The 20,592-nt window shown below is 44.4% G+C and carries 21 protein-coding genes, 1 tRNA gene and 1 other annotated feature; of the genes, 3 read left to right on the forward strand and 19 right to left on the reverse strand.

The features are described from left to right. Position 1 precedes the first annotated feature (1 nt). The 7 genes from leuD to ilvB are packed head-to-tail and all read right to left on the reverse strand — an operon-like array spanning position 2 to position 8,034. A complete protein-coding gene (gene leuD / locus NST79_RS14635) occupies positions 2-601 on the reverse strand; it encodes a 3-isopropylmalate dehydratase small subunit (RefSeq protein ID WP_029318194.1) in 600 nt (199 codons plus the stop codon). Positions 602-613: 12 nt separating this feature from the next. Further along, positions 614-2,032 (reverse strand): 3-isopropylmalate dehydratase large subunit, encoded by a 1,419-nt coding sequence (gene leuC / locus NST79_RS14640; RefSeq protein WP_003229604.1) that lies wholly within the window; start codon positions 2,030-2,032, stop codon positions 614-616. 49 nt (positions 2,033-2,081) lie between these two features. Next, positions 2,082-3,179: a 3-isopropylmalate dehydrogenase gene (gene leuB / locus NST79_RS14645; protein ID WP_072175585.1), complete on the reverse strand. Its 1,098-nt coding sequence runs from the start codon at positions 3,177-3,179 to the stop codon at positions 2,082-2,084. A gap of 20 nt (positions 3,180-3,199) precedes the next feature. Continuing rightward, positions 3,200-4,756: a 2-isopropylmalate synthase gene (locus tag NST79_RS14650; RefSeq protein WP_212058958.1), complete on the reverse strand. Its 1,557-nt coding sequence runs from the start codon at positions 4,754-4,756 to the stop codon at positions 3,200-3,202. Further along, positions 4,743-5,771 (reverse strand): ketol-acid reductoisomerase, encoded by a 1,029-nt coding sequence (gene ilvC / locus NST79_RS14655; protein WP_003222549.1) that lies wholly within the window; start codon positions 5,769-5,771, stop codon positions 4,743-4,745. Before ilvC ends, NST79_RS14650 begins: the two co-directional genes overlap by 14 nt. Before the next feature lie 23 nt (positions 5,772-5,794). Beyond that, the gene (ilvN, locus tag NST79_RS14660) at positions 5,795-6,313 is read right to left on the reverse strand and encodes an acetolactate synthase small subunit (protein WP_004399096.1); all 519 of its coding nucleotides are present in this window, start codon (positions 6,311-6,313) and stop codon (positions 5,795-5,797) included. Continuing rightward, positions 6,310-8,034, reverse strand: coding sequence for an acetolactate synthase large subunit (gene ilvB / locus NST79_RS14665; RefSeq protein WP_004398643.1), 1,725 nt, complete (start codon positions 8,032-8,034; stop codon positions 6,310-6,312). The genes ilvN and ilvB overlap by 4 nt, the downstream gene beginning before the upstream one ends. Positions 8,035-8,155: 121 nt before the next feature. Continuing rightward, positions 8,156-8,402, reverse strand: a binding site (T-box leader). A 447-nt stretch (positions 8,403-8,849) separates the two neighbouring features. Between ilvB and cotQ the strand changes: the two genes are divergently transcribed. Further along, positions 8,850-9,185: an inner spore coat protein CotQ gene (gene cotQ / locus NST79_RS14670; RefSeq protein WP_004398743.1), complete on the forward strand. Its 336-nt coding sequence runs from the start codon at positions 8,850-8,852 to the stop codon at positions 9,183-9,185. 168 nt (positions 9,186-9,353) lie between these two features. Next, on the forward strand, positions 9,354-9,809 hold the full coding sequence (locus tag NST79_RS14675) for a GNAT family N-acetyltransferase (protein ID WP_212059287.1): 456 nt from the start codon (positions 9,354-9,356) through the stop codon (positions 9,807-9,809). Positions 9,810-9,926: 117 nt separating this feature from the next. On the opposite strand, the gene NST79_RS14680 is transcribed toward NST79_RS14675, so the two are convergent. Then, positions 9,927-11,195, reverse strand: a complete 1,269-nt coding sequence (locus NST79_RS14680) for a DUF1668 domain-containing protein (protein WP_212059289.1) — start codon at positions 11,193-11,195, stop codon at positions 9,927-9,929. A 217-nt stretch (positions 11,196-11,412) separates the two neighbouring features. Between NST79_RS14680 and NST79_RS14685 the strand changes: the two genes are divergently transcribed. Next, positions 11,413-12,234 carry a YsnF/AvaK domain-containing protein gene (locus tag NST79_RS14685; RefSeq protein WP_144483234.1) on the forward strand — a complete coding sequence of 274 codons (822 nt, stop codon included), beginning with the start codon at positions 11,413-11,415 and terminating at the stop codon, positions 12,232-12,234. A gap of 63 nt (positions 12,235-12,297) precedes the next feature. Here NST79_RS14685 and NST79_RS14690 read toward each other — a convergent pair. From NST79_RS14690 to sdhA, 11 genes are all read right to left on the reverse strand, one after another. Further along, positions 12,298-12,371 (reverse strand) — tRNA-Arg (locus NST79_RS14690). Between the two features lie 130 nt (positions 12,372-12,501). Next, the gene (locus NST79_RS14695) at positions 12,502-13,011 is read right to left on the reverse strand and encodes a metallophosphoesterase (protein ID WP_212059291.1); all 510 of its coding nucleotides are present in this window, start codon (positions 13,009-13,011) and stop codon (positions 12,502-12,504) included. Between the two features lie 15 nt (positions 13,012-13,026). Beyond that, positions 13,027-13,623, reverse strand: a complete 597-nt coding sequence (locus tag NST79_RS14700; RefSeq protein WP_015251523.1) for an XTP/dITP diphosphatase — start codon at positions 13,621-13,623, stop codon at positions 13,027-13,029. Positions 13,624-13,635: 12 nt separating this feature from the next. After that, entirely contained in the window at positions 13,636-14,373 is a 738-nt protein-coding gene (gene rph / locus NST79_RS14705) for a ribonuclease PH (RefSeq protein WP_003246039.1), read from the reverse strand. A gap of 110 nt (positions 14,374-14,483) precedes the next feature. After that, the gene (gene gerM, locus NST79_RS14710; protein WP_021480263.1) at positions 14,484-15,584 is read right to left on the reverse strand and encodes a spore germination protein GerM; all 1,101 of its coding nucleotides are present in this window, start codon (positions 15,582-15,584) and stop codon (positions 14,484-14,486) included. 114 nt (positions 15,585-15,698) lie between these two features. Next, positions 15,699-16,517 (reverse strand): glutamate racemase, encoded by an 819-nt coding sequence (racE, locus tag NST79_RS14715; RefSeq protein ID WP_015251521.1) that lies wholly within the window; start codon positions 16,515-16,517, stop codon positions 15,699-15,701. A gap of 7 nt (positions 16,518-16,524) precedes the next feature. After that, complete coding sequence (locus NST79_RS14720; protein ID WP_003229573.1) at positions 16,525-16,965, reverse strand: MarR family transcriptional regulator; 441 nt, start codon at positions 16,963-16,965, stop codon at positions 16,525-16,527. A gap of 244 nt (positions 16,966-17,209) precedes the next feature. Next, positions 17,210-17,434, reverse strand: a complete 225-nt coding sequence (gerE, locus tag NST79_RS14725; RefSeq protein ID WP_003184172.1) for a spore germination transcription factor GerE — start codon at positions 17,432-17,434, stop codon at positions 17,210-17,212. Positions 17,435-17,549: 115 nt separating this feature from the next. Continuing rightward, positions 17,550-17,993 carry a thioesterase family protein gene (locus NST79_RS14730; RefSeq protein ID WP_212059293.1) on the reverse strand — a complete coding sequence of 148 codons (444 nt, stop codon included), beginning with the start codon at positions 17,991-17,993 and terminating at the stop codon, positions 17,550-17,552. Between the two features lie 59 nt (positions 17,994-18,052). After that, positions 18,053-18,814, reverse strand: a complete 762-nt coding sequence (gene sdhB, locus NST79_RS14735; RefSeq protein WP_003229569.1) for a succinate dehydrogenase iron-sulfur subunit — start codon at positions 18,812-18,814, stop codon at positions 18,053-18,055. A gap of 2 nt (positions 18,815-18,816) precedes the next feature. Then, positions 18,817-20,577: a succinate dehydrogenase flavoprotein subunit gene (gene sdhA, locus NST79_RS14740; protein WP_015714474.1), complete on the reverse strand. Its 1,761-nt coding sequence runs from the start codon at positions 20,575-20,577 to the stop codon at positions 18,817-18,819. Positions 20,578-20,592 lie beyond the last annotated feature (15 nt).

Genomic DNA, 20,592 nt, shown 5'->3' on the forward strand with positions numbered 1-20,592 from the left:
TTCAGGCTTGAAGCCAAGAGCTTCTTTGTGATTCAAATTGCTTAATGTCATCCTCCAGCAGCAGCGTTAAGGAAATTTCATCATATCCGTTAATCAGCATCTCTTTCCAATGCGGATCAACTTCAAATGAAATTTGATTGCCTTCACTGTCATGAATCAGCTGCTTTTCAAGGTCAACAGTCATTTCCAATGACTTGTTTTCATACTGGCCGACAAGCTGTTTCCAATTGTCATATGGCATGCGGATCGGAAGCATGCCGTTTTTAAAGCAGTTCTGATGGAAAATATCAGCAAATGACGGCGCAATGATAATTTTAAACCCATAATCATCAAGTGCCCACGGAGCGTGTTCACGCGATGACCCGCAGCCGAAGTTTTCTCCTGCTATTAAAATGGAAGCTCCTTGATAAACAGGCTGGTTTAATTCAAATTCAGGGTTCGGTTCACCATTCGCATCATATCTCCAGTCAAAGAATGCAAAACGCCCGTAGCCTGTTCTTTCAATCCTCTTCAAAAATTGCTTAGGAATAATCTGGTCTGTATCCACATTGATCCGATTTAATACGGCTGCTTTCCCCGTATGTGATTTCAAAGGTTCCATCTCGCGCACTCCTTACACAACTGTTTTTTCCTGATAAAACTTTCTGACATCAACGAAGTGTCCGTGAATGGCAGCCATCGCAGCCATTGCCGGGCTGACGAGATGTGTTCTTGCACCTTTTCCTTGTCTGCCCTCGAAGTTGCGGTTAGAGGTTGATGCACAGCGCTCTCCCTCAGGAACAACATCATTATTCATACTCAAACACATGCTGCAGCCTGACTCTCTCCATTCAAATCCAGCTTCCAAGAAAATCTGGTCAAGCCCTTCTTTTTCAGCCTGAAGCTTCACGCTTTGGGATCCGGGCACGACGATGGCCCTTACGCTGTCAGCTACCTTCTTCCCTTTGATCATGTCAGCAGCCTGTCGAAGGTCAGTCATGCGGGAATTTGTGCAGGAACCGATAAATACGTGCTCCACTTTAATGTCTTCAATTTTCTGATGAGGAGTCAGTCCCATATATTCATAAGCGCGAATCGCTTCTTTTTTATCATCTTCTGCAGAAAAGCTTTCCGGCGCAGGAACTTCAGAATCGACAGGAAGAACCATTCCCGGGTTAATGCCCCATGTCACCATAGGGGAAATTTTGTTGCCGTCAAGGACGATAGATTTATCGTAAACAGCGCCCGGGTCTGTGCGCAGCGCCTTCCATTCCTCTACGGCCTTGTCAAATTCTTCGCCTTTTGGCGTGTACTTGCGATTTTTGCAATATTCAAACGTCACCTCGTCAGGTGCAATCAAACCTGCTCTTGCTCCTGCTTCAATTGACATGTTACAAACGGTCATTCGTTCATCCATCGTCATATTTCTGAATACTTCCCCAGTGTATTCAATGACGTAGCCTGTGCCGAATTTCACACCGTATTTGCCGATGACAGCAAGGATGACATCCTTTGCCGTTACCCCTTTTTGAAGCGTTCCATCTACGCGCACTTCAAGTGTTTTTGGACGCTGCTGCCAAAGTGTCTGTGTGGAAAGGACATGTTCGACTTCACTCGTCCCGATTCCAAATGCAAGAGCGCCGAAAGCGCCATGTGTTGATGTATGACTGTCACCGCACACAATCGTTTTCCCTGGAAGCGTTAAGCCCAGTTCAGGGCCGACGACATGGACAATCCCTTGATCCACGCTGTGAAGATCGGCAAGGCGCACGCCAAATTCCTCACAGTTTCTTTCAAGCGCCGTTACCTGGCGTTTCGCAACTTCATCCTTTATCTCAAAACGATTGACAGTCGGGATGTTGTGGTCCATTGTCGCAAATGTGTTTTGGGGTCTTCTGACCTTTCTTCCCTTTTGTCTCAAGCCTTCAAATGCCTGAGGAGACGTCACCTCATGAATGAGGTGCAAATCAATATAGAGAAGATCCGGCTTTCCCTCACCATGTTTTACAATATGCTGATCCCAAATCTTTTCGATGATTGTTCGAGGCATCATCTTTTATTTCCTCCCTCTACCTAGAGCTAAGACCGCTTAACGTAAGCTGTCACACATTAGACATTGTATTTTCACTCATGATTGCTGCCTTAACTTCCTCTGTAATGGCCTGAGTGCTGCTGAACTCTTCACCCCGTGCCAAGTCTCTTGTTCTTTTTCCAGAAGCCAAGACTTTGTTTACCGCATCTTCTACAGCTTTCGCTTCCTCTTCAAGCCCGAAAGATGTTCTCAAAAGCATTGCCGCTGACAATATGGCTGCGAACGGATTTGCCATCCCTTTACCGGCAATATCAGGCGCGGAGCCATGAACAGGTTCAAACAGATGAAGGCCAGAGCTTGATAGGCTGGCTGACGGGAGCATTCCGAGCGAGCCTGTAAGCATGGACGCTTCATCGCTTAAGATATCACCGAACATATTTTCAGTCACCACGACATCAAATTGATTCGGTGCATAAATTAGCTGCATGGCCGCGTTATCCACAAGCATGTGCTCAAGCTTCACATCAGGAAACTCTTGTGCAACGTCCTCAGCCACTTCACGCCACAGCCGGCTTGATTCAAGAACATTCGCTTTATCTACAGAGGTCACTTTGCCTTTTCTGGCTGCCGCCATTTTGAAGCCCTCTCTGATCACTCGTTCAATTTCCGTTCGCTTATAAAACAGTGTATCTACTGCTTCCTGCTCACCTTCAGTGTTTACATAGCGTTTGCTCGGCTGGCCGAAATACAAGCCGCCTGTGAGCTCACGAACGATAACGAAATCAACATTATCTATATATTCTTTTTTCAAAGGCGAAGCGTCAGAAAGGCTTTCAAATACCTTCACAGGCCGCAAATTCGCAAACAAATCAAGCTGTTTTCTGATGCTGAGCAGCCCTTTTTCCGGTCTCAGTTCCGAAGGATTTTGATCCCATTTCGGTCCGCCGACAGCGCCAAGCAATATCGCGTCTGCATTTTTACAAGCAGCAACAGTTTCCTCCGGGAGGGGGTTATGATGTTCATCAATAGCCGCCCCTCCAATCAGGCCATATTCAAATTCAAATTCATGGTTAAAGCGTTCGGCAACACTTTTCAGTACGTCTGTCGCTGATTCTAATACTTCAGGGCCGATCCCGTCTCCGGGCAATAGAGCAATACGTTTCTTCAAGTTAACCGTTCTCCTTTCTTTTATGATCCGACAGCTGTATGGTTTTTCAATCCGCTCATATTCGACTGGAAAACCAATTGACGATTTACTGCGTTCAAATAGGCTTTCGCTGATGCTTCTAATACGTCTTGCGCTATGCCCCGCCCTGCTGATTCTTTTCCGTTCACCAAAACTCTTACATACACCTGGGCAAATGCATCTTCGCCTTTTCTATTAGACTGAATGCGGTAGTCTAAGAGCTCCACGTCCTTATCGATGCAGCGCTCAAGCGTATTGTAGATTGCTTCCACGCTTCCAGCTCCAGTTGCAGCTTCCTGAATAAGCTGTGCGTTTTCTTGATTTTTCAAAGAAAGAGTAGCCGTAGGGACCTGACTTGTTCCGTAATGTACTTGCAGAGAAAGAAATTCATAACCAATCTTGCGATCTGTTACTTTTTCTTCTAAAATAAGAGAAACAAGATCCTCATCAGTGATTTCTTTTTTCTTCTCAGTCAACTCTTTGAACAACGTAAAGAATTTATTAATCTCTTCACTGTCAAATTGGAATCCTAAAGCAGTCAGCCGTTCTTTAAATGCGTGACGTCCGGAATGTTTACCTAGGACAAGCGCATCTGCGGTTACGCCGACAAGCTCCGGTGAAATAATTTCATAAGTCGATTTTTCCTTTAAAAAGCCGTCCTGATGGATGCCTGATTCATGAGCAAATGCATTATCTCCAACAACCGCTTTGTTGCGCGGGACAGCCATGCCTGTCAGTTTGCTTACTAAATCACTTGTTCTCTTAATCTCGTTCAGCGTAATACCTGTTTCGACTTGGTAGAAATCTTTTCTGGTATGGAGGGCTACGGCAATTTCCTCTAATGCCGCGTTTCCGGCTCTTTCACCGATCCCGTTCACAGCGCATTCGATTTGATCAGCGCCATTTTCAATCGCAGCAAGAGAGTTTGCGACTGCCATTCCCAAATCATCATGACAGTGGGCTGAAAGCTTTGCTTTGTGAATGTTCGGAACGTTTTCTTTCATGTATTTAAAGATATTTCCGTATTCCGCCGGGGCCAGGTAGCCGACAGTGTCCGGAAGATTGATAACACTGGCGCCTGCGTCAATCACTTTCTCGACGATTTCTGCTAGAAACGGCAGTTCAGTGCGGCAGGCATCTTCAGCTGACCATTGCACAATCGGAAAACGTTCTTTTGCGTATTTCACCATTTCAACCGCTCTTTCAATGACTTGCTCACGTGTCATTTTCAGCTTGTGCTTCAAATGAATGTCCGATGTGGCGATAAAAACATGTATTCTCGGATGAGCACCTTCTTTTAACGCTTCCCAAGCAGCATCAATATCACCTTTTACACAACGGGCCAGACCAGTTACTGAACAATTTTTAATGGTTCTTGCGATTTCCTGAACAGCTAAAAAGTCACCTCGGGACGAAGCGGGAAATCCCGCTTCAATGATATCTGCCCCGAGTCTTTCGAGCTGCTTAGCTATGGCAAGTTTCTCCTGTGTATTCAAGTTCACTCCAGGGGACTGTTCACCATCACGAAGCGTCGTATCGAAAAAATTAATTTTGCGCAACGGAGACCACCGCTTCCTTCTTCTTGCCTTGTTTCACAAACGGCATCATTTCACGAAGCTTTCTTCCCACTACTTCGATTTGATGTTCGTTCTCGCTTGCATTGATAGCGTTGAAACGAGGACGGTTTACTTGGTTTTCGACGATCCACTCTTTTGCGAATGTACCGTTTTGGATATCTTTTAATACTTCTTTCATAGATTCTTTTACTTTAGCGTCCACAACGCGAGGACCTGATACGAAATCTCCCCACTGTGCTGTGTCAGAGATTGAATATCTCATTCCTGCAAGTCCTTCTTCGTACATAAGGTCTACGATTAATTTCAGCTCATGAAGACACTCGAAGTATGCAAGTTCAGGCTGATAACCTGCTTCAGTTAATGTTTCAAATCCGGCTTTGACAAGCGCGCTTAATCCGCCGCAAAGAACTGCTTGCTCACCGAACAAATCTGTTTCTGTTTCTTCTTTAAATGTCGTTTCTAATACGCCCGCTCTTGCGCCGCCGATTCCTTTAGCATAAGCGAGGGCTTTGTCTCTTGCTTCTCCAGTCACATCTTGATAGATTGCGAACAATGCCGGTACGCCAGCTCCTTGCTCATATGTTCTTCTTACCAAGTGTCCCGGGCCTTTAGGGGCCACTAAGAATACATCTACATCCGCCGGAGGAACAATTTGATGGAAATGCACGTTAAATCCATGAGCGAATACTAATGATTTTCCTGCTGTCAATTCATCTTTGATTTCAGCTTCGTATACTTTTTGCTGCTGCTCATCCGGAAGCAGAACCATGATGATTTCAGCTTGGGCTGCCGCTTCTTTTACTGAAAATACTTTATGTCCGTCTTCTTGGGCTTGAGTGAAAGATTTTCCTTGTCTAACACCGACGATCACGTCTACTCCGCTTTCTTTAAGGTTCAGGGCATGTGCGTGGCCTTGCGAACCATACCCGATAACCGCTACTGTTTTTCCAGCCAATACGTTCTCTTTGATATCACCGTTATAATATACTTTTACCATTTTAATCTCTCCCTTGTTATGTTTTATACAATAGATATTGTTTTATTGGATGACGCCTTTTGCTGGGTTCCCCTCGCAAAAGCCGTTGTACCTGTTCTCGCGATTTCTTTAATGCCATAAGGTTTTAATAATTCAATAAGCGCTTCAATTTTGTTAGATTCACCTGTCACCTGAACAACGATGCTGTCTCTGCTGACATCAACGACAGAGGCTCTAAACGGTTCTATGATTCCATTAATCTCTGTTCTCGTTGAAGGTGCGGAGACAACCTTGATTAAGGCCAGCTCCCTCTGGACAATCGATTGATTTGTGATGTCCGTGACTTTCAGCACATCAATCTGTTTGTTGAGCTGTTTCGTTAACTGTTCAACATCATTTTCTCCTTCAACGTGAACGACGAAGGTGATTCTGGAAACGCCGGCTGTTTCTGTGTGTCCAACTGTAATGCTTTCAATGTTGTAATGCCTTTTTGTGAATAGACCGGTGATCCGGTTTAACACCCCGGAGCGGTTCACCACAGTCAATGTGATAATTCTTTTCAAGGTTTCACCCCCACCATTTCATGCAGCCCTTTCCCCGGAGCCACCATCGGGAATACTTTTTCTTCGCTGGCAACCCGCACGTCAATGACAACAGGTTCTCTTGATGTCAATGCCTCTTCCAGCTTTTCCTTTGCTTCCGCTTCTGATGAAATTCTGATGCCTTTAATGCCGTATGCTTCGGACAATTTGACGAAGTCAGGCTGAGAAGCGAATTTAGATTCTGAATAACGTTCTTCATAGAAAATTTCCTGCCACTGTCTGACCATTCCGAGACAAGCGTTATTTAAAATCACTACCTTGACCGGAAGATTTAATTCGCGAATAACATCGAGTTCTTGGAGCGTCATTTGGAATCCGCCGTCTCCGACAACCGCGACAACAGTAGCATCTTTTTCGGCCAGCTGTGCGCCGATCGCCGCCGGAAGACCGAATCCCATCGTTCCAAGTCCGCCTGACGTGACCCATTTATCTGCTTTTTGGAACGGATAAAATTGCGCTGACCACATTTGATGCTGGCCTACATCCGTTGCGACAATGGCCTCTCCTTTTGTAAATTGATGAATATATTCAATCAATTTCTGAGGTTTAAAACCTTCTTCTTCATTATCTACATACCAGAGCGGATACTCTTCTTTCCATTCGGCGAGCTGTTTTTTCCATTCGCTTGAATCGCTTTGTTTGCCGTCTTGTTTGATCAGCTCCTGCAGGACAATTTTGCTGTCTCCGACTACAGGAATCTGTGTTTTCATGATTTTTCCGATTTCAGCTGGATCAATATCGATGTGAGCAATCTTTGCGTTTCTGGCAAAGTGTTTCAGGTTTCCTGTGACACGGTCATCAAAACGGGCGCCGATACTGATTAATAGATCACATTCATGAAGGGCCATATTGGCTGTATAAGTACCGTGCATTCCCGCCATCCCCAGGAAAAGCGGATGGTCAGCCGGGAAGCCTCCGAGCCCCAAAAGGGTGTGTGCCACAGGGATTTGCTGCTGTTCAGCATAATTTTTTAATTCTTCTGACGCTTTTCCGTGCAGTACGCCCGCACCCGCCAGGATCACCGGTTTTTTCGCACTGCTCACGGCTTCCACAAGCTTGCGGATCTGCAAATAATTCGGCTCTGTTGTCGGCTGGTATCCCGGGAGATTCATCTCATGATCGTAGCTGAATTCTCCTTCAATTGTTGCCACATCTTTCGGAATATCAATCAATACAGGTCCGGGTCTTCCAGTTGTTGCAATATGAAACGCTTCTTTAATGATGCGCGGCAGATCTTCCGGCTGGCGAACCTGGTAGCTGTGTTTTGTCACTGGCATCGTAATCCCTAAAATGTCCGCTTCCTGAAATGCATCGCTCCCGATTACAGAGGTTGCTACCTGCCCTGTAAAGACGACTAACGGCAATGAATCAATCATGGCATCAGCAAGGCCTGTAACAAGGTTTGTCGCTCCCGGTCCTGACGTGGCAATGACGACACCCGGTTTTCCGGAGACTCTTGCGTATCCCTCCGCTGCATGAATTGCGCCTTGTTCGTGACGGGGAAGGATATGTACCAACCCTGAATTGTATAGCTTATCGTAAATCGGAAGCACAGCCCCGCCCGGATAACCGAAGATCATTTCTACTTTCTCTTTTTTTAATGATTCAATCAGCATTAATGCTCCGCTCATCGTCTGTGTACATTCGGCAGATGCTGAATCCACCTGTACATTAGTCCCCATTTTAGTTCCTCCTTTTGGATTTTCATCCTTTAAAGATCATCTTTTCATTATCTAGATAGCTGATTATTCAATAAAAAAAGCCCTTCCGCCCACAATCAGCCGCGCAGTAACTGCGATAGCTAAAAGGGGCGAAAAGGCTTTTCTTTCCGCGGTACCACCCTTGTTTACGGCCTGTTAATCGGCCGTCTCATGGATATTTCTATCCGCTTTAGTAACGAGTGAATCAAGTTCACCCGGCCAAGTCCTACTGTCATTTCAGACTGGCACTCTGAGGCGAGTTCACCTTGTAAAGCTTCGCCGGTTCTCAGCTAACCCGGTTCTCTGTGGAAAACTTTATCAAGGCTACTTATCCTCATCTGCGCTTTTCATATTCAGCCTTCGGAACGGCTTTCCAGCTGTTCAAGAAGGTCGTTTGTTTTTCATTTTTTTAGAATCATACTGCGATGATTTTCGCTTGTGAAGCTTGCGTTTATCTTTTGTTGAACTCATATTACGCCGCTTTGGACGCAGTGTCAACAGCATTTTTTAAAATTATTAGACAATTTCGATTAATCAAACTATATTGTATACGCTTTCATTATTGGTACAAAAGGAATTGCAAATGTTAAAAGTTTTTATAATTTTTTTATTAATCTATCAAGAATAAACCAGAATTATTTAATTTTATATAAACATGTAAGATTTTATAACACGATATGGTTCGTATATGGATTGAGTCTGACAGATCATCTTGCAATCCATTTCAATTTCGGATAGGCACTTCTCTTGTTCCCTCGGCATACATTAATGATATCTTGCAAAGAAAAGGTGATACGATGAATAAATCATTTGCAGACATGCAAGGATTTCCTGCGGGCTTTCCAAGCTTCCCCAACTTTCCGCAGCAGTACTATCCTGCTGTCCCTCCCTTTTACCAGCAAAGCCAGCAACCATTTGGAGGCTACGGATACGGACAGCCGTTCAGTCAGGCATACAGCCCGTTAACCACTCCCTCTGGAATGTACTCCTCATTCCCATACGCTTCAGGATTTTACGGACAGCAATTTTCAGGTGCAGGCTTTAGCGGCCATGGCGGCAGCTTAAGTGCTCCAGCGATACATGCCGGCGGATTCAGCGGGGCGCCAGGCGTACACGGAGGCTTTAGATATTAAAGAATACCACAAGGGCCGAACATCTATTGCGGTCCTTTTATTGTTTTAAAACGACTTCACAAATACAGTCACATTTTCTGTCTTTATATTTGGAAACAGGATGGAATATGATTTAGATGAATTGAACGATATTCTGCACAATCCGTAAGTTTTCGAGGAGGAATAAAATTGCATATAAAAATAGACGATTTAACTGGACGTCAGGTGGTTTCACTGGTGAATGAGCATTTACATAGCATGACGCTTATGTCCCCGCCAGAAAGCATTCATGCCTTAGGTTTAGAAAAACTAAGAGGGCCTGAAATAACATTTTGGAGCGCATGGGAAGGTGATGAACTAGCTGGCTGCGGAGCGCTAAAAGAACTGGACACCCGGCATGGAGAAATCAAATCAATGCGAACATCTGCATCACATTTAAGAAAAGGCGTTGCCAAACAAGTTCTCCAGCACATCATTGAAGAAGCCGAGAAGCGAGGCTATGAGCGGTTAAGCTTAGAAACGGGTTCAATGGCTTCATTTGAGCCGGCAAGAAAATTGTATGAAAGCTTCGGTTTCCAGTATTGTGAACCGTTTGCAGACTACAGTGAAGATCCAACCAGTGTGTTTATGACGAAGGAATTGTGAGACGATTTTATAAGGATAGATAAGTGCAGGGGAAGGTCTGTCTATCTCTTACCGTTTTCCCTTCTAAAGTTTAATAGAGTAAGTCAACAAAAACCATCCAACATTGCATTGGATGGTTTATTTATATTTATTTACTTCGTACATCAAAATATTTTTAAACACAACATAATCCTTTTTACTCTCAAAAGGCCCTTTGTTGTTGTCATGCTCATCTATTTCATAAAAGCCTGGTCCCTCTCCGGCATCACGCTGCTTGTACCATTTGAGGAATCCATTCACTTCTTTCATAGACAGCTGATATTCTTTTTGCAAACCGTTTACCATGGTGACAACAAGAAGGGCGTCTCCGTCTTCTGCTGAGTTATCCTCAGAAGGTGTTGTTGATCCTTTATCCTTATCTCCCGGAGTTTCCTCTGAATCGGATGGTATGTTTAAATCCTTTAGCGAAATAGATATAACTGATTTAATTTTAGCATTTGCATTATCACCAAAACTTCCACCAAAACTGGAGTTTTCTTCTCTTCCACCAATTACGTAAAGTGTATCATCAATAATGGCAGAAGAATGCGCCATTCTGTATAGCGCTTTCGGATTTGTCACTGCTGTAACTGATTGACTTTTAGGATCGTACACCTTAATTCGGTTTACACCTCCAGTCATCAAAATTTTCCCTTTATAAGCAAGCGCAGAATAATATCCTGCTGTGAATCCTTTACCATTTTCTGCCCATGTGTCTTTTTCTGGATCATAAACATAAACGATTTGGGGAATATAATGCGTTCCGCCAAGAATATATAGTTTATTATCAATTACTGCAGTAGAAGCTCCTGTTACTTCATAATTTAAATTCTGTTTTTTCTCCCATTTTTTCGTTTCGAGATCGTAACTGTAAGTCGTTGCATATCTAGAATTTTCATAGGCCACAACATATATTTTCTTTCCTATAGCTTCTGCATAAATCTTATAAGCTGGAACTTTATTATTTCCAAAGGGAAGATCATCCAATTTTTCCCATGTATCTTTTTTTGGATCATAAACTTCTACTGTCTTGACAACTCCATCGTTTGACCTTCCACCCATGACATAAATTTTACCGTCAACTGTAACAGTTGCAGCACCTCCCCTCTCTGTGGGCATGTCGGCTTTTCTTGTCCATTCATTTGTTTTAGGATCATAGACAAACGTTTGATTCCCATAAGTACCTGGTTTTACAGTCCCGCCACCTATCACATATATCTTTCCATCTACTACACCGCTGCTTGCGCCGACACGCGGCTCAGGCAAATCTGCTCTTTCTTTCCATTCAACTGTTTCCGCGCTAACTGTTTGGAGCGATTGAAACAGCGCAATAACAAATAAGAAAAAAACAACGAACCATTTTTTCAAAAGAAAACACTCCTTTATTTAATTGTTTCACATAACAAATATCGGCATGACTATGAATTTTTTCATATCTTTTCCTGTATATTCATTTTTCAGGAAATTCCAATTAAAATTTTCTCTAAAAAACTCGAATGTTTTCAATTTTGTTTAATTCAAAGAACAGCGGGAATTACAAACGACATGAACGATATCATGCAAATTCATAAAGGAGGAGATTGATATGAAAAGCATAGTTGGTGTATACGATACCCCGCAGGAAACCATCGCAGCGATTGAAGGCTTACTCACAAAAGGCTATGATTCTGATGACATTTCTGTTGTGACAAGCCGGCGAGATACAGATTATTTGGAGTCACGTACAGGAACAGAAGTCAATCAAGCTATCGATGCACATCAGGGCGAATCTGAATCTTTTTTCGATAAACTGAAAGATTATTTCACAATGGATGATACTGCTACACACAGCAAAGCATTATCCGACTTGGATATTAAAACTGATGAAATAGACAAGTATCAAGAAGATTTGGATGACGGAAAACTTCTGGTAGCCGTCGATACAGATGCAGATGTAATTGCTCCTATTGATAACGGCAATGCCCTTTCAGGCGGCTTTTCAAGCACAAATGAATTGGATTATACAACGAAAGAAGAAAAAACGATGCCGCTCCGGGAAGAACAGCTGAAGGTCGATAAGGAAGACGTTCAAACCGGCGAAGTAGAAATAGGAAAAGAAGTGAAAACAGAAAAAAGAGATATGGACATTCCGGTGAGACATGATGAAATTTATGTCGAACGCCGTCCAGTGGATGAAAATAAAACGGACGCTGCTCCCGTCAACGATTCGGAAGAGATCAGAGTTCCAATCGTTGAGGAAAAGCTGGAAGTGACTAAAAAACCGGTTGTCACTGATGAAGTGGTTGTCGGCAAACGCACTGTTGAAGAAAATGAACATATTTCTGAAACTGTGAAAAAAGAAGAACCTCGTCTGAATAAAGAAGGAAAAGTTGACGGCTTGGATGATGATCCGTTAAATAACAAATGAAAATCATAGACCGACAACAAAAAACCTCAAATCCTAAATGGATTTGAGGTTTTTCTTTTGGTACGTCCCAGGAGAGATTCGAACTCCCGACCGACGGCTTAGAAGGCCGTTGCTCTATCCAGCTGAGCTACTGGGACACGTTTTGTTTTTTTGTTTTTCGCTTTAACTATCAGCGACAAGATTTATTATATATGGGATGCAATAATAAGTCAACGGTTTTTTAGAATTTTTTTCATGAGGAAGAAAATTTTCTTCCTCATGACATTTTCATAGTGTGACTCGATTTTGCAGATCCTCAATTTCATTGCCTGCTTGGTCGTAAAAACGGACTGTCGCAGCATCATTTTCTAATGTCAGTATAGCATAGCTTTCTGTCCTGCGCACCCTCGGAAGCCGGATGCTGCCTGGGTTAATCATCAGTTTTCCGCGCAGCACTTCGCTTCCCGCGATGTGCGAATGCCCGAAGCAGATAACATCCGCCCCGAGCTCCTCTGCACGATAGTATACGTTTAACAAGGTCTGTTTTATACCGTGAAGGTGGCCGTGTGTGACTAGTATTTTTCTTGAGCCGACAGTCAGAAGAAGCTCGTCCTTAAAATCGCCGGCAAAATCGCAATTGCCTTTTACAACCGCATAAGGCTCCAATGCAGGATGCCTCGTCTCAAGCTCAGAGTCCCCGCAATGAATCATGAGATCAACTTCTGCCTCATGCCGTTTCGCAATGGTTTGGAGTTCTTCTTCAAGCCCATGGCTGTCACTGATAATCAGCACGTTCATGTACAAGCTTCCTCCTTATGCCTCCAAAAGCTTAGATAGCTTTTTAAGCGCGTCAGCCCTATGGCTGATTTTATTTTTTTCATCACTTGTCAGTTCAGCCATTGTCTTATCTTTATCTTTCACGATAAAGATTGGGTCATAGCCAAAGCCATATTCTCCTCTCGGTTCTTCGGCAATATACCCTTCGACATGGCCTTCGACTGTTTTTGTTTCCTCTCCGGGAATACTCACGGCCAGTGCGCAGCGGAAACGGGCGGTGCGCTGTTCTTTTTCGATACCTTTCAGCTCGCTGAGCACTTTTTCGATATTTGCCTGGTCGTCTTTCTGTTCTCCTGCATAGCGGGCTGAATAAACCCCGGGTCTGCCGCCAAGATTATCGATGGATAGACCGGAGTCGTCCGCAATCACCATTTTGTTCACTGCTTTGGCAACAGCTTCCGCTTTCAGAATGGCATTTTCTTCAAATGTATGGCCTGTTTCTTCAATTTCTTCTGTGAATCCAATTTCAGCTAAAGATTTGACATCATAGCCTCTTGGCTCAAGAATTTCTTTGAATTCCTTCACTTTTCCCGGATTATGTGTTGCAATAATTGCTTCTTTCATGATGATCAAGCCTTTCTGTCTTTATTTCAGTTCTGGCAGAGAATCACCCAGCACTTCTTTTTGCTTGTCAATCAGCTCTTGAATTCCTTTTTCCGCAAGACCCAGAAGACCGTTCAGATCCTCTCTTGAAAAAGTCGCCTCTTCCCCGGTTCCCTGCAGTTCCACAAAACGGCCGCTGCCTGTCATGATGACATTCATGTCAACTTCAGCCGAGGAATCTTCTTCATAATTTAAATCTAACAAAATTCCCTGTTCCTTATCAATTCCAACAGAGATTGCAGCAAGAAAATCAGTGATCGGATTTGTCTTGATTGTTCCTGCTTTGATCAGCTTGCCAATCGCAATCGCCATAGCAAGAAATGCGCCTGTAATGGAAGCTGTTCTAGTTCCTCCATCAGCTTGAATAACATCACAGTCAATCCAAATCGTCCGTTCACCGAGCTTTTCCAGATCTACAACAGCTCGAAGCGCGCGGCCGATCAGGCGTTGGATCTCCATTGTTCTGCCGGAAATTTTCCCCTTAGAAGATTCTCTGATTGTTCTTTGGTTTGTTGCCCGCGGCAGCATGCTGTACTCTGCTGTAATCCAGCCTTTCCCTCCGCCCCGCAAAAACGGCGGTACGCGGTCCTCAACAGACGCGTTGCAGATTACCTTTGTATTCCCTGCTGTTATTAGAACAGAACCTTCCGGATGGCTGATAAAATCCAAATCGAATGTGATTGGACGCAGCTCATCGTGTTGTCTTCCGTCATGTCTCATGTTTTACCTCCGATTGTATGTACATAAACCATTTTTGTCCCGGAATTGAATAAAGAAAGAGGCAGCCGGAACGCTAACCTCTTTCTTTCTAGTATATCAAAAATCCCAATTTAAAAACTACCCGTATTCACTTGAGATGGTCTGGAGACCGGTTCTGTGAGCTTTTCGCCTTTTTCATTTACCAGCTCTGATTTTCCGTTCACTTTAACAGACACGCCTTTTATATCCGGCTGCTCCGTTAACGTGAGCACAATGCTGTTCAGCACTTCTGAAGAAATCATTTTCGTCTTCTCATCGGCGCTGCCGAATATAGATTGATTGAAATCCAACGTCACGCGCCCGTCTTTGATTTTCGGTTTGCTGACCAGCTTTACATCTTCACTGAAGTCTGTTAACAGCCCGCTCACCTTGCTTGGGCCTTTAGCCAATTCATTAATGGCTGCTGTGATGTCGTCTTTTTCCGAATTGTCGATTCGTTTCGTCACCGGCACGTAGTATTCACTGTCTTCATTTTCCGCCAAATAGTAGACTGTCAGCGGATGGGTAGCAGTGAGATCATTTACACCGGCTGTTTCCAAATTAATGCCGTCTTTGCGGCTTAAATCATCTGAGATCGGTGTCCCTCCTACAGGCATCTCCTTCAGTTCATGCCCGTTTATTCTCAGCTTCACTTTATCTATCGAACTAAATTGCGTCAGCGTCCACGTCACAGATTGAACGATTTTCTGTTCGTCTTCTTTCTTATAATTTTTGAACTCATTAGAGAAATCAGCTATCGCGGTTCCATCTTTTTTGATGTCAACGTTAACAGTTGTGTCAGCCGGCAATACCGCTCTGAAGCCATTCGGAAGAATTTCAGACACAGGCCCGCCCTGTACGAGGTATTCAAGCGCCTGCTTAGCCGTGCTCTCACTTTTAGGAAGAGGCAGCGTTTGCGCAACAACATACCCGTTTTTATCAATGAGATAAAGCTCCCTCATAACAGTAGATGAGGCTTGATCCGCTTTTGCGGTATCGCTTTTTTCACTTTCTGTTTTTTTGGCTGCTGTTGTATTTGAATTGGCACCCGCTTCATCGTTCACGAATGTAACGTCTTGAGGCGGATCAATTTCCTCGGCTGCCTTATCAGATTGAAACAAACCGCATCCGGATAAAAGCAAGGCAGAGGTGAGACAAGTGGCACCAATGACTGCAGGTCCTTTTTTCAGCATACTTTTCCCTCCTAAGGATGTTTGTACTATTATGTATACGAGCCTCTTTAGGAAATAGACCGAAGAATTCCGGCAAAACAGAAAAAAACCCGCAACATACCGTTGCGGGGAAAACTATCTTCTAATCGGTTCTTGCAGTGAGATGCATTCCACATGGCCTACCTCATGCCCAAACCAATCGTCTGCGATTTTCGCAAACTGATCACGCGCTCCTGTTGTCAAGAACTGATGATCAGGGGCATTCGCAGACTGGTTCAGCAGCCCTTTATATGAGAGAATCGTGCTGACTTCCCGGGCTGTTTCATCGCCGGACGAAATAATGTTCACGTGTTCTCCCATATATCTTTGAATGGCTTCTTTTAAAATGGGATAGTGGGTGCAGCCTAAAATCAGCGAATCAATCGATGTATCTTTTAACGGATACAGCGAGGTTTTGACAATCTCGTCTGCTGTTTTGTCAAGAAACTTCCCGCTTTCCACAAAAGGCACAAGCAGCGGGCAGGCAAGGTTTTCAACCTTCAGATCAGGATTTAATGCCAAAAGCGCCTCTTCGTATGCATTGCTCTTAATCGTATTCTCTGTGCCGATGACACCGATATGCTGATTATCCGTCACTTTTATCGCTGCTCTCGCACCAGGCTGGATCACTCCGACCACCGGTATACCGACGCTTCGCTGGATGTCATCCAATGCGATCGCTGTTGCTGTATTACAGGCGATCACGAGCATTTTGATGTGGTGGTTTTCGAGTAAATAATTCGTCAGCTCCCACGTATATTGAAGCACCTCTTCTTCAGGGCGCGGCCCATAAGGACACCGTTTCGTATCCCCGACGTAGATAATATTTTCTTTAGGTAGCTGTCTCATGATTTCCTTCGCAACGGTTAAACCGCCAACCCCGGAATCAATGACTCCTATTGGTTGTTCCAACAAAATCGCCTCATTTTCTCTTCATTTCATGCTGCAGTTTCATCAAAGATTTTTCGAAGATGGCTATTTCTTCATCTGTAAACGATTCGAACATATCACGCAGATATTCCTGTCTTTTTGTAATGACCTCTTGGATAATCCGTTCTCCTTCAGGCAGCAGATGTATCCGGACAACACGTCTGTCCGCCGGGTCCTTGACCCGCTCAACAAGCTCATTTTTTTGCATGCGGTCGATTAAGTCCGTTGTCGTGCTGCATGCCAGATACATTTTGCCCGATAATTCACCGATTGTCATATCTCCTAATTCATAAAGCCATTGCAAGCCGACAAATTGCGGCGGCGTAATCGCATATTGATTAAGGATTTCTCGTCCTTTTTGCTTAATGATCGCGGCAATGTGGCGGAGTGACTTTTCAATATCCGCAACATGCTCCAAAGGTTTTGATGTCATTTGTCCATCCCTCACTCAAGGATCTCTTACGCACAAAAGCGTTCCGTGTCTATTTTCCTTCTTTTTTGAAGAAAATGCAAGACTCGCAGGAGAGAAATAGAGGACTTTAGTCAAACAACATCAAGTAATAAAATTTATTTTATGACTTGCCTACGTTTTGCACAGCATTCCAAATTTGGTTTCGAATGTTCCAAACAAACAGCAATAACCGGCTCCTTCCTAAAAGAAGGAATACCGGCAAGGATTAAAGCTCTAGCTCACCCATTCTAAGAAGCTCAACAACGGCTTGCGAACGCCCTTTCACACCCAATTTCTGCATGGCATTTGAAATATGGTTTCGAACGGTTTTCTCACTGATAAATAGCTCGCTTGCAATCTCCTTTGTTGTCTTATCTTGAACGAGCAATTCGAACACTTCTCTTTCTCTTTTCGTTAGCAGCGGCTTCGATTGAAATTCTTTCTCCTTCAAGTATTGTAACCCTCCTTGCTAAGGTGAGAGCGAATCAGAAACGAATGGGTTTTGATATAGTCGAGATATCATATGTAAGAAGGGCGCAGGAGGTGACGTTTACAAGATAATTAGTTTATCGTGTATGAAGAAGCGTTTCTTTCTCCTCATCTTTCCAGCTGACAGCCTTGCCGCTTTCCTTTGAGACTTGAACCATCACGACTGCCCCGGTGAAGCAGGGCTCGCCTTCGAGGTTCTCTCCGAGATAGTGCAAGGTAAGAGATGAACTGCCGACTGCGCTTGTTTTCACATAGATGCGCAACTCTTCATAAGGCATGACTTGGCGCAAATAATCGCATTGCTGGCTTGCCACGACTGTCATGGTCTGTTTGTTTTCACTCATCATATTCAACTTTTTAAAATAAGAAATCCGCGCCTCCTCAAAATATATAAAAGGGGTTACATTATTCATATGCCCAAACATGTCTGTCTCCGAAAATCTTACGGATACCTCATTGAAAAAAGAAAAGGATGTTTTCCATTCTTGAAACGGCATATCAATATAAGCGGGAAGCTTCATCTTTTTTCATCTCCTTATTGTTTAAAAAAACCTCTCCCATGCGGAAGAGGTTTTTCTTCTTATACTCTGTCGCTTCCGAAGAAATTGCGGAACGCTTGTAAGTTTGTATCTCTATTCAAGGCTGCAATCGAAGTGGTAAGCGGAATCCCCTTCGGACAGGATTGAACACAGTTTTGCGAGTTGCCGCAATCTGCAAGGCCGCCTTCATCCATTAATGCTTCTAATCGTTCAGATTTATTCATGGCGCCTGTCGGATGCGCGTTAAACAGGCGGACTTGCGACATCGGTGCAGGCCCCATGAACTTCGATTTGCTGTTCACATTCGGGCAAGCTTCGAGGCAGACGCCGCATGTCATGCATTTTGATAATTCATATGCCCATTGACGGCGTTTTTCTGGCATTCTCGGCCCCGGTCCTAAATCGTACGTACCGTCAATCGGTATCCATGCTTTAACTTTTTTCAATGAATCAAACATTCTGCTGCGATCAACCTGCAAATCACGAACGACTGGGAATGTTTTCATTGGTTTTAAACGGATTGGCTGTTCAAGCTGGTCAATAAGCGCCGTACAAGACTGGCGGGGTTTTCCGTTTATAACCATTGAACATGCGCCGCATACTTCCTCAAGACAGTTCATATCCCATGTGACAGGGGTTGTCTTCTCACCTTTGACATTAACCGGATTCCGGCGGATTTCCATCAGAGCGGAAATGACGTTCAGATTCGGGCGGTATGGAATCTCAAATTCTTCATCATAAGGCGTGCTGTCAGCTGTATCTTGACGTGTGATAATAAATCGTATGGTTTTTTGTTCACTCATGATTATTTCGCCACCTTCTTCTTCGAGTAATCCCGTTTCCGAGGCGTTATCAGTGATACATCGACATCCTGATACTCAAATTCCGGCGCTTCATACGGGCTTACATGTTTAGCCATTGTTGTTTTGAGCCATTCATCATCATTACGTTCAGGATAATCCGGTTTATAATGGGCGCCCCGGCTTTCATTACGGTTGTATGCGCCAAGGGTAATCACCCTCGCAAGCTGAAGCATGTTCGAGAACTGGCGTGTGAACATCGCTCCCTGGTTGCTCCATTTTGTCGTGTCATTGATGTTGATCTTTTTGAAGCGCTCCATTAACTCCTGAATTTTGTCATCCGTTTTCAAAAGCTTGTCATTATGGCGGACAACCGTTACGTTCGCCGTCATCCACTCACCGAGCTCTTTGTGAAGAACATAGGCATTTTCGGTTCCGTCCATACTCATAATATCAGCCCATTTTTCTTCTTCTTTCTTAACGTGAGCGTCGAATAAAGATGAAGACATGTCTTCCGCTGAAGATTCTAAGCCGTTTACATATTTCACCGCATTCGGACCGGCCACCATGCCTCCGTAAATCGCAGACAGCAGGGAGTTCGCTCCCAAGCGGTTGCCGCCGTGCATAGAATAATCACATTCCCCAGCCGCAAACAGTCCAGGGATATTTGTCATTTGATCGTAATCCACCCATAAACCGCCCATAGAATAATGGACCGCCGGGAAGATTTTCATTGGAAGCTTACGCGGGTCGTCTCCCATGAATTTCTCATAAATCTCAATGATGCCGCCAAGCTTAATATCAAGCTCTTTCGGATCTTTATGAGACAGATCGAGATATACCATGTTTTCACCGTTAATGCCGAGCTTCTGGTTCACACACACATCAAATATTTCGCGTGTCGCAATATCACGCGGCACCAGGTTTCCGTATGCCGGATATTTTTCCTCCAGGAAATACCATGGTTTGCCGTCTTTATATGTCCACACGCGCCCGCCTTCACCACGCGCTGATTCACTCATCAGTCTTAGTTTGTCATCGCCCGGTATGGCTGTCGGGTGGATTTGAATGAATTCTCCGTTTGCATAATACGCTCCCTGCTGATAAACGATTGATGCAGCAGATCCTGTATTAATCATGGAGTTCGTTGATTTTCCAAAGATGATTCCCGGTCCGCCCGTCGCCATAATGACAGCGTCTGAACGGAAGGATTCAATTTGCATGTTTGTCAGGTTTTGTGCAACAATTCCGCGGCAGATTCTGTCATCATCTAAAACAGCGCCAAGGAATTCCCAGCCTTCGTATTTTGTGACCAGACCCGCAACTTCGTATCTGCGCACTTGCTCGTCCAGTGCGTAAAGCAGCTGCTGTCCCGTCGTCGCACCAGCATAAGCAGTTCTGTGGTGCTGTGTACCCCCGAATCGGCGGAAATCAAGCAGGCCTTCAGGAGTCCGGTTAAACATGACGCCCATCCGGTCTAATAAGTGGATGATCGAAGGCGCCGCTTCACACATCGCCTTGACCGGCGGCTGGTTGGCAAGAAAGTCTCCCCCGTATACCGTGTCATCAAAATGTTCCCACGGAGAGTCACCTTCCCCTTTTGTATTGACCGCTCCGTTTATGCCGCCTTGCGCACAAACCGAATGAGAACGTTTGACAGGAACGATGGAAAACAACTTAACCGCCATTCCTGATTCCGCTGCTTTAATTGTCGCCATGAGGCCGGCAAGACCCCCGCCGACTACGATAATGCTTGATTGACTCATGATAGCCCCTCTCCC

Source organism: Bacillus sp. PS196, from assembly GCF_037963555.1.
Classification (GTDB): Bacteria; Bacillota; Bacilli; order Bacillales; family Bacillaceae; genus Bacillus; species Bacillus subtilis.

What these genes read in the sequence shown, in the direction of transcription:
- NST79_RS14685 (WP_144483234.1), top strand. Translation starts at nt 11,413, where the DNA reads ATGAAAAGCATAGTTGGTGTATACGATACCCCGCAGGAAACCATCGCA.
- ilvC (WP_003222549.1), bottom strand. Translation starts at nt 5,771, where the DNA reads ATGGTAAAAGTATATTATAACGGTGATATCAAAGAGAACGTATTGGCT.
- cotQ (WP_004398743.1), top strand. Translation starts at nt 8,850, where the DNA reads ATGAATAAATCATTTGCAGACATGCAAGGATTTCCTGCGGGCTTTCCA.
- NST79_RS14730 (WP_212059293.1), bottom strand. Translation starts at nt 17,993, where the DNA reads ATGAAGCTTCCCGCTTATATTGATATGCCGTTTCAAGAATGGAAAACA.
- leuD (WP_029318194.1), bottom strand. Translation starts at nt 601, where the DNA reads ATGGAACCTTTGAAATCACATACGGGGAAAGCAGCCGTATTAAATCGG.
- leuC (WP_003229604.1), bottom strand. Translation starts at nt 2,032, where the DNA reads ATGATGCCTCGAACAATCATCGAAAAGATTTGGGATCAGCATATTGTA.
- NST79_RS14720 (WP_003229573.1), bottom strand. Translation starts at nt 16,965, where the DNA reads ATGACATCAAAACCTTTGGAGCATGTTGCGGATATTGAAAAGTCACTC.
- sdhB (WP_003229569.1), bottom strand. Translation starts at nt 18,814, where the DNA reads ATGAGTGAACAAAAAACCATACGATTTATTATCACACGTCAAGATACA.
- gerM (WP_021480263.1), bottom strand. Translation starts at nt 15,584, where the DNA reads ATGCTGAAAAAAGGACCTGCAGTCATTGGTGCCACTTGTCTCACCTCT.
- NST79_RS14695 (WP_212059291.1), bottom strand. Translation starts at nt 13,011, where the DNA reads ATGAACGTGCTGATTATCAGTGACAGCCATGGGCTTGAAGAAGAACTC.
- ilvB (WP_004398643.1), bottom strand. Translation starts at nt 8,034, where the DNA reads ATGGGGACTAATGTACAGGTGGATTCAGCATCTGCCGAATGTACACAG.
- rph (WP_003246039.1), bottom strand. Translation starts at nt 14,373, where the DNA reads ATGAGACATGACGGAAGACAACACGATGAGCTGCGTCCAATCACATTC.
- sdhA (WP_015714474.1), bottom strand. Translation starts at nt 20,577, where the DNA reads ATGAGTCAATCAAGCATTATCGTAGTCGGCGGGGGTCTTGCCGGCCTC.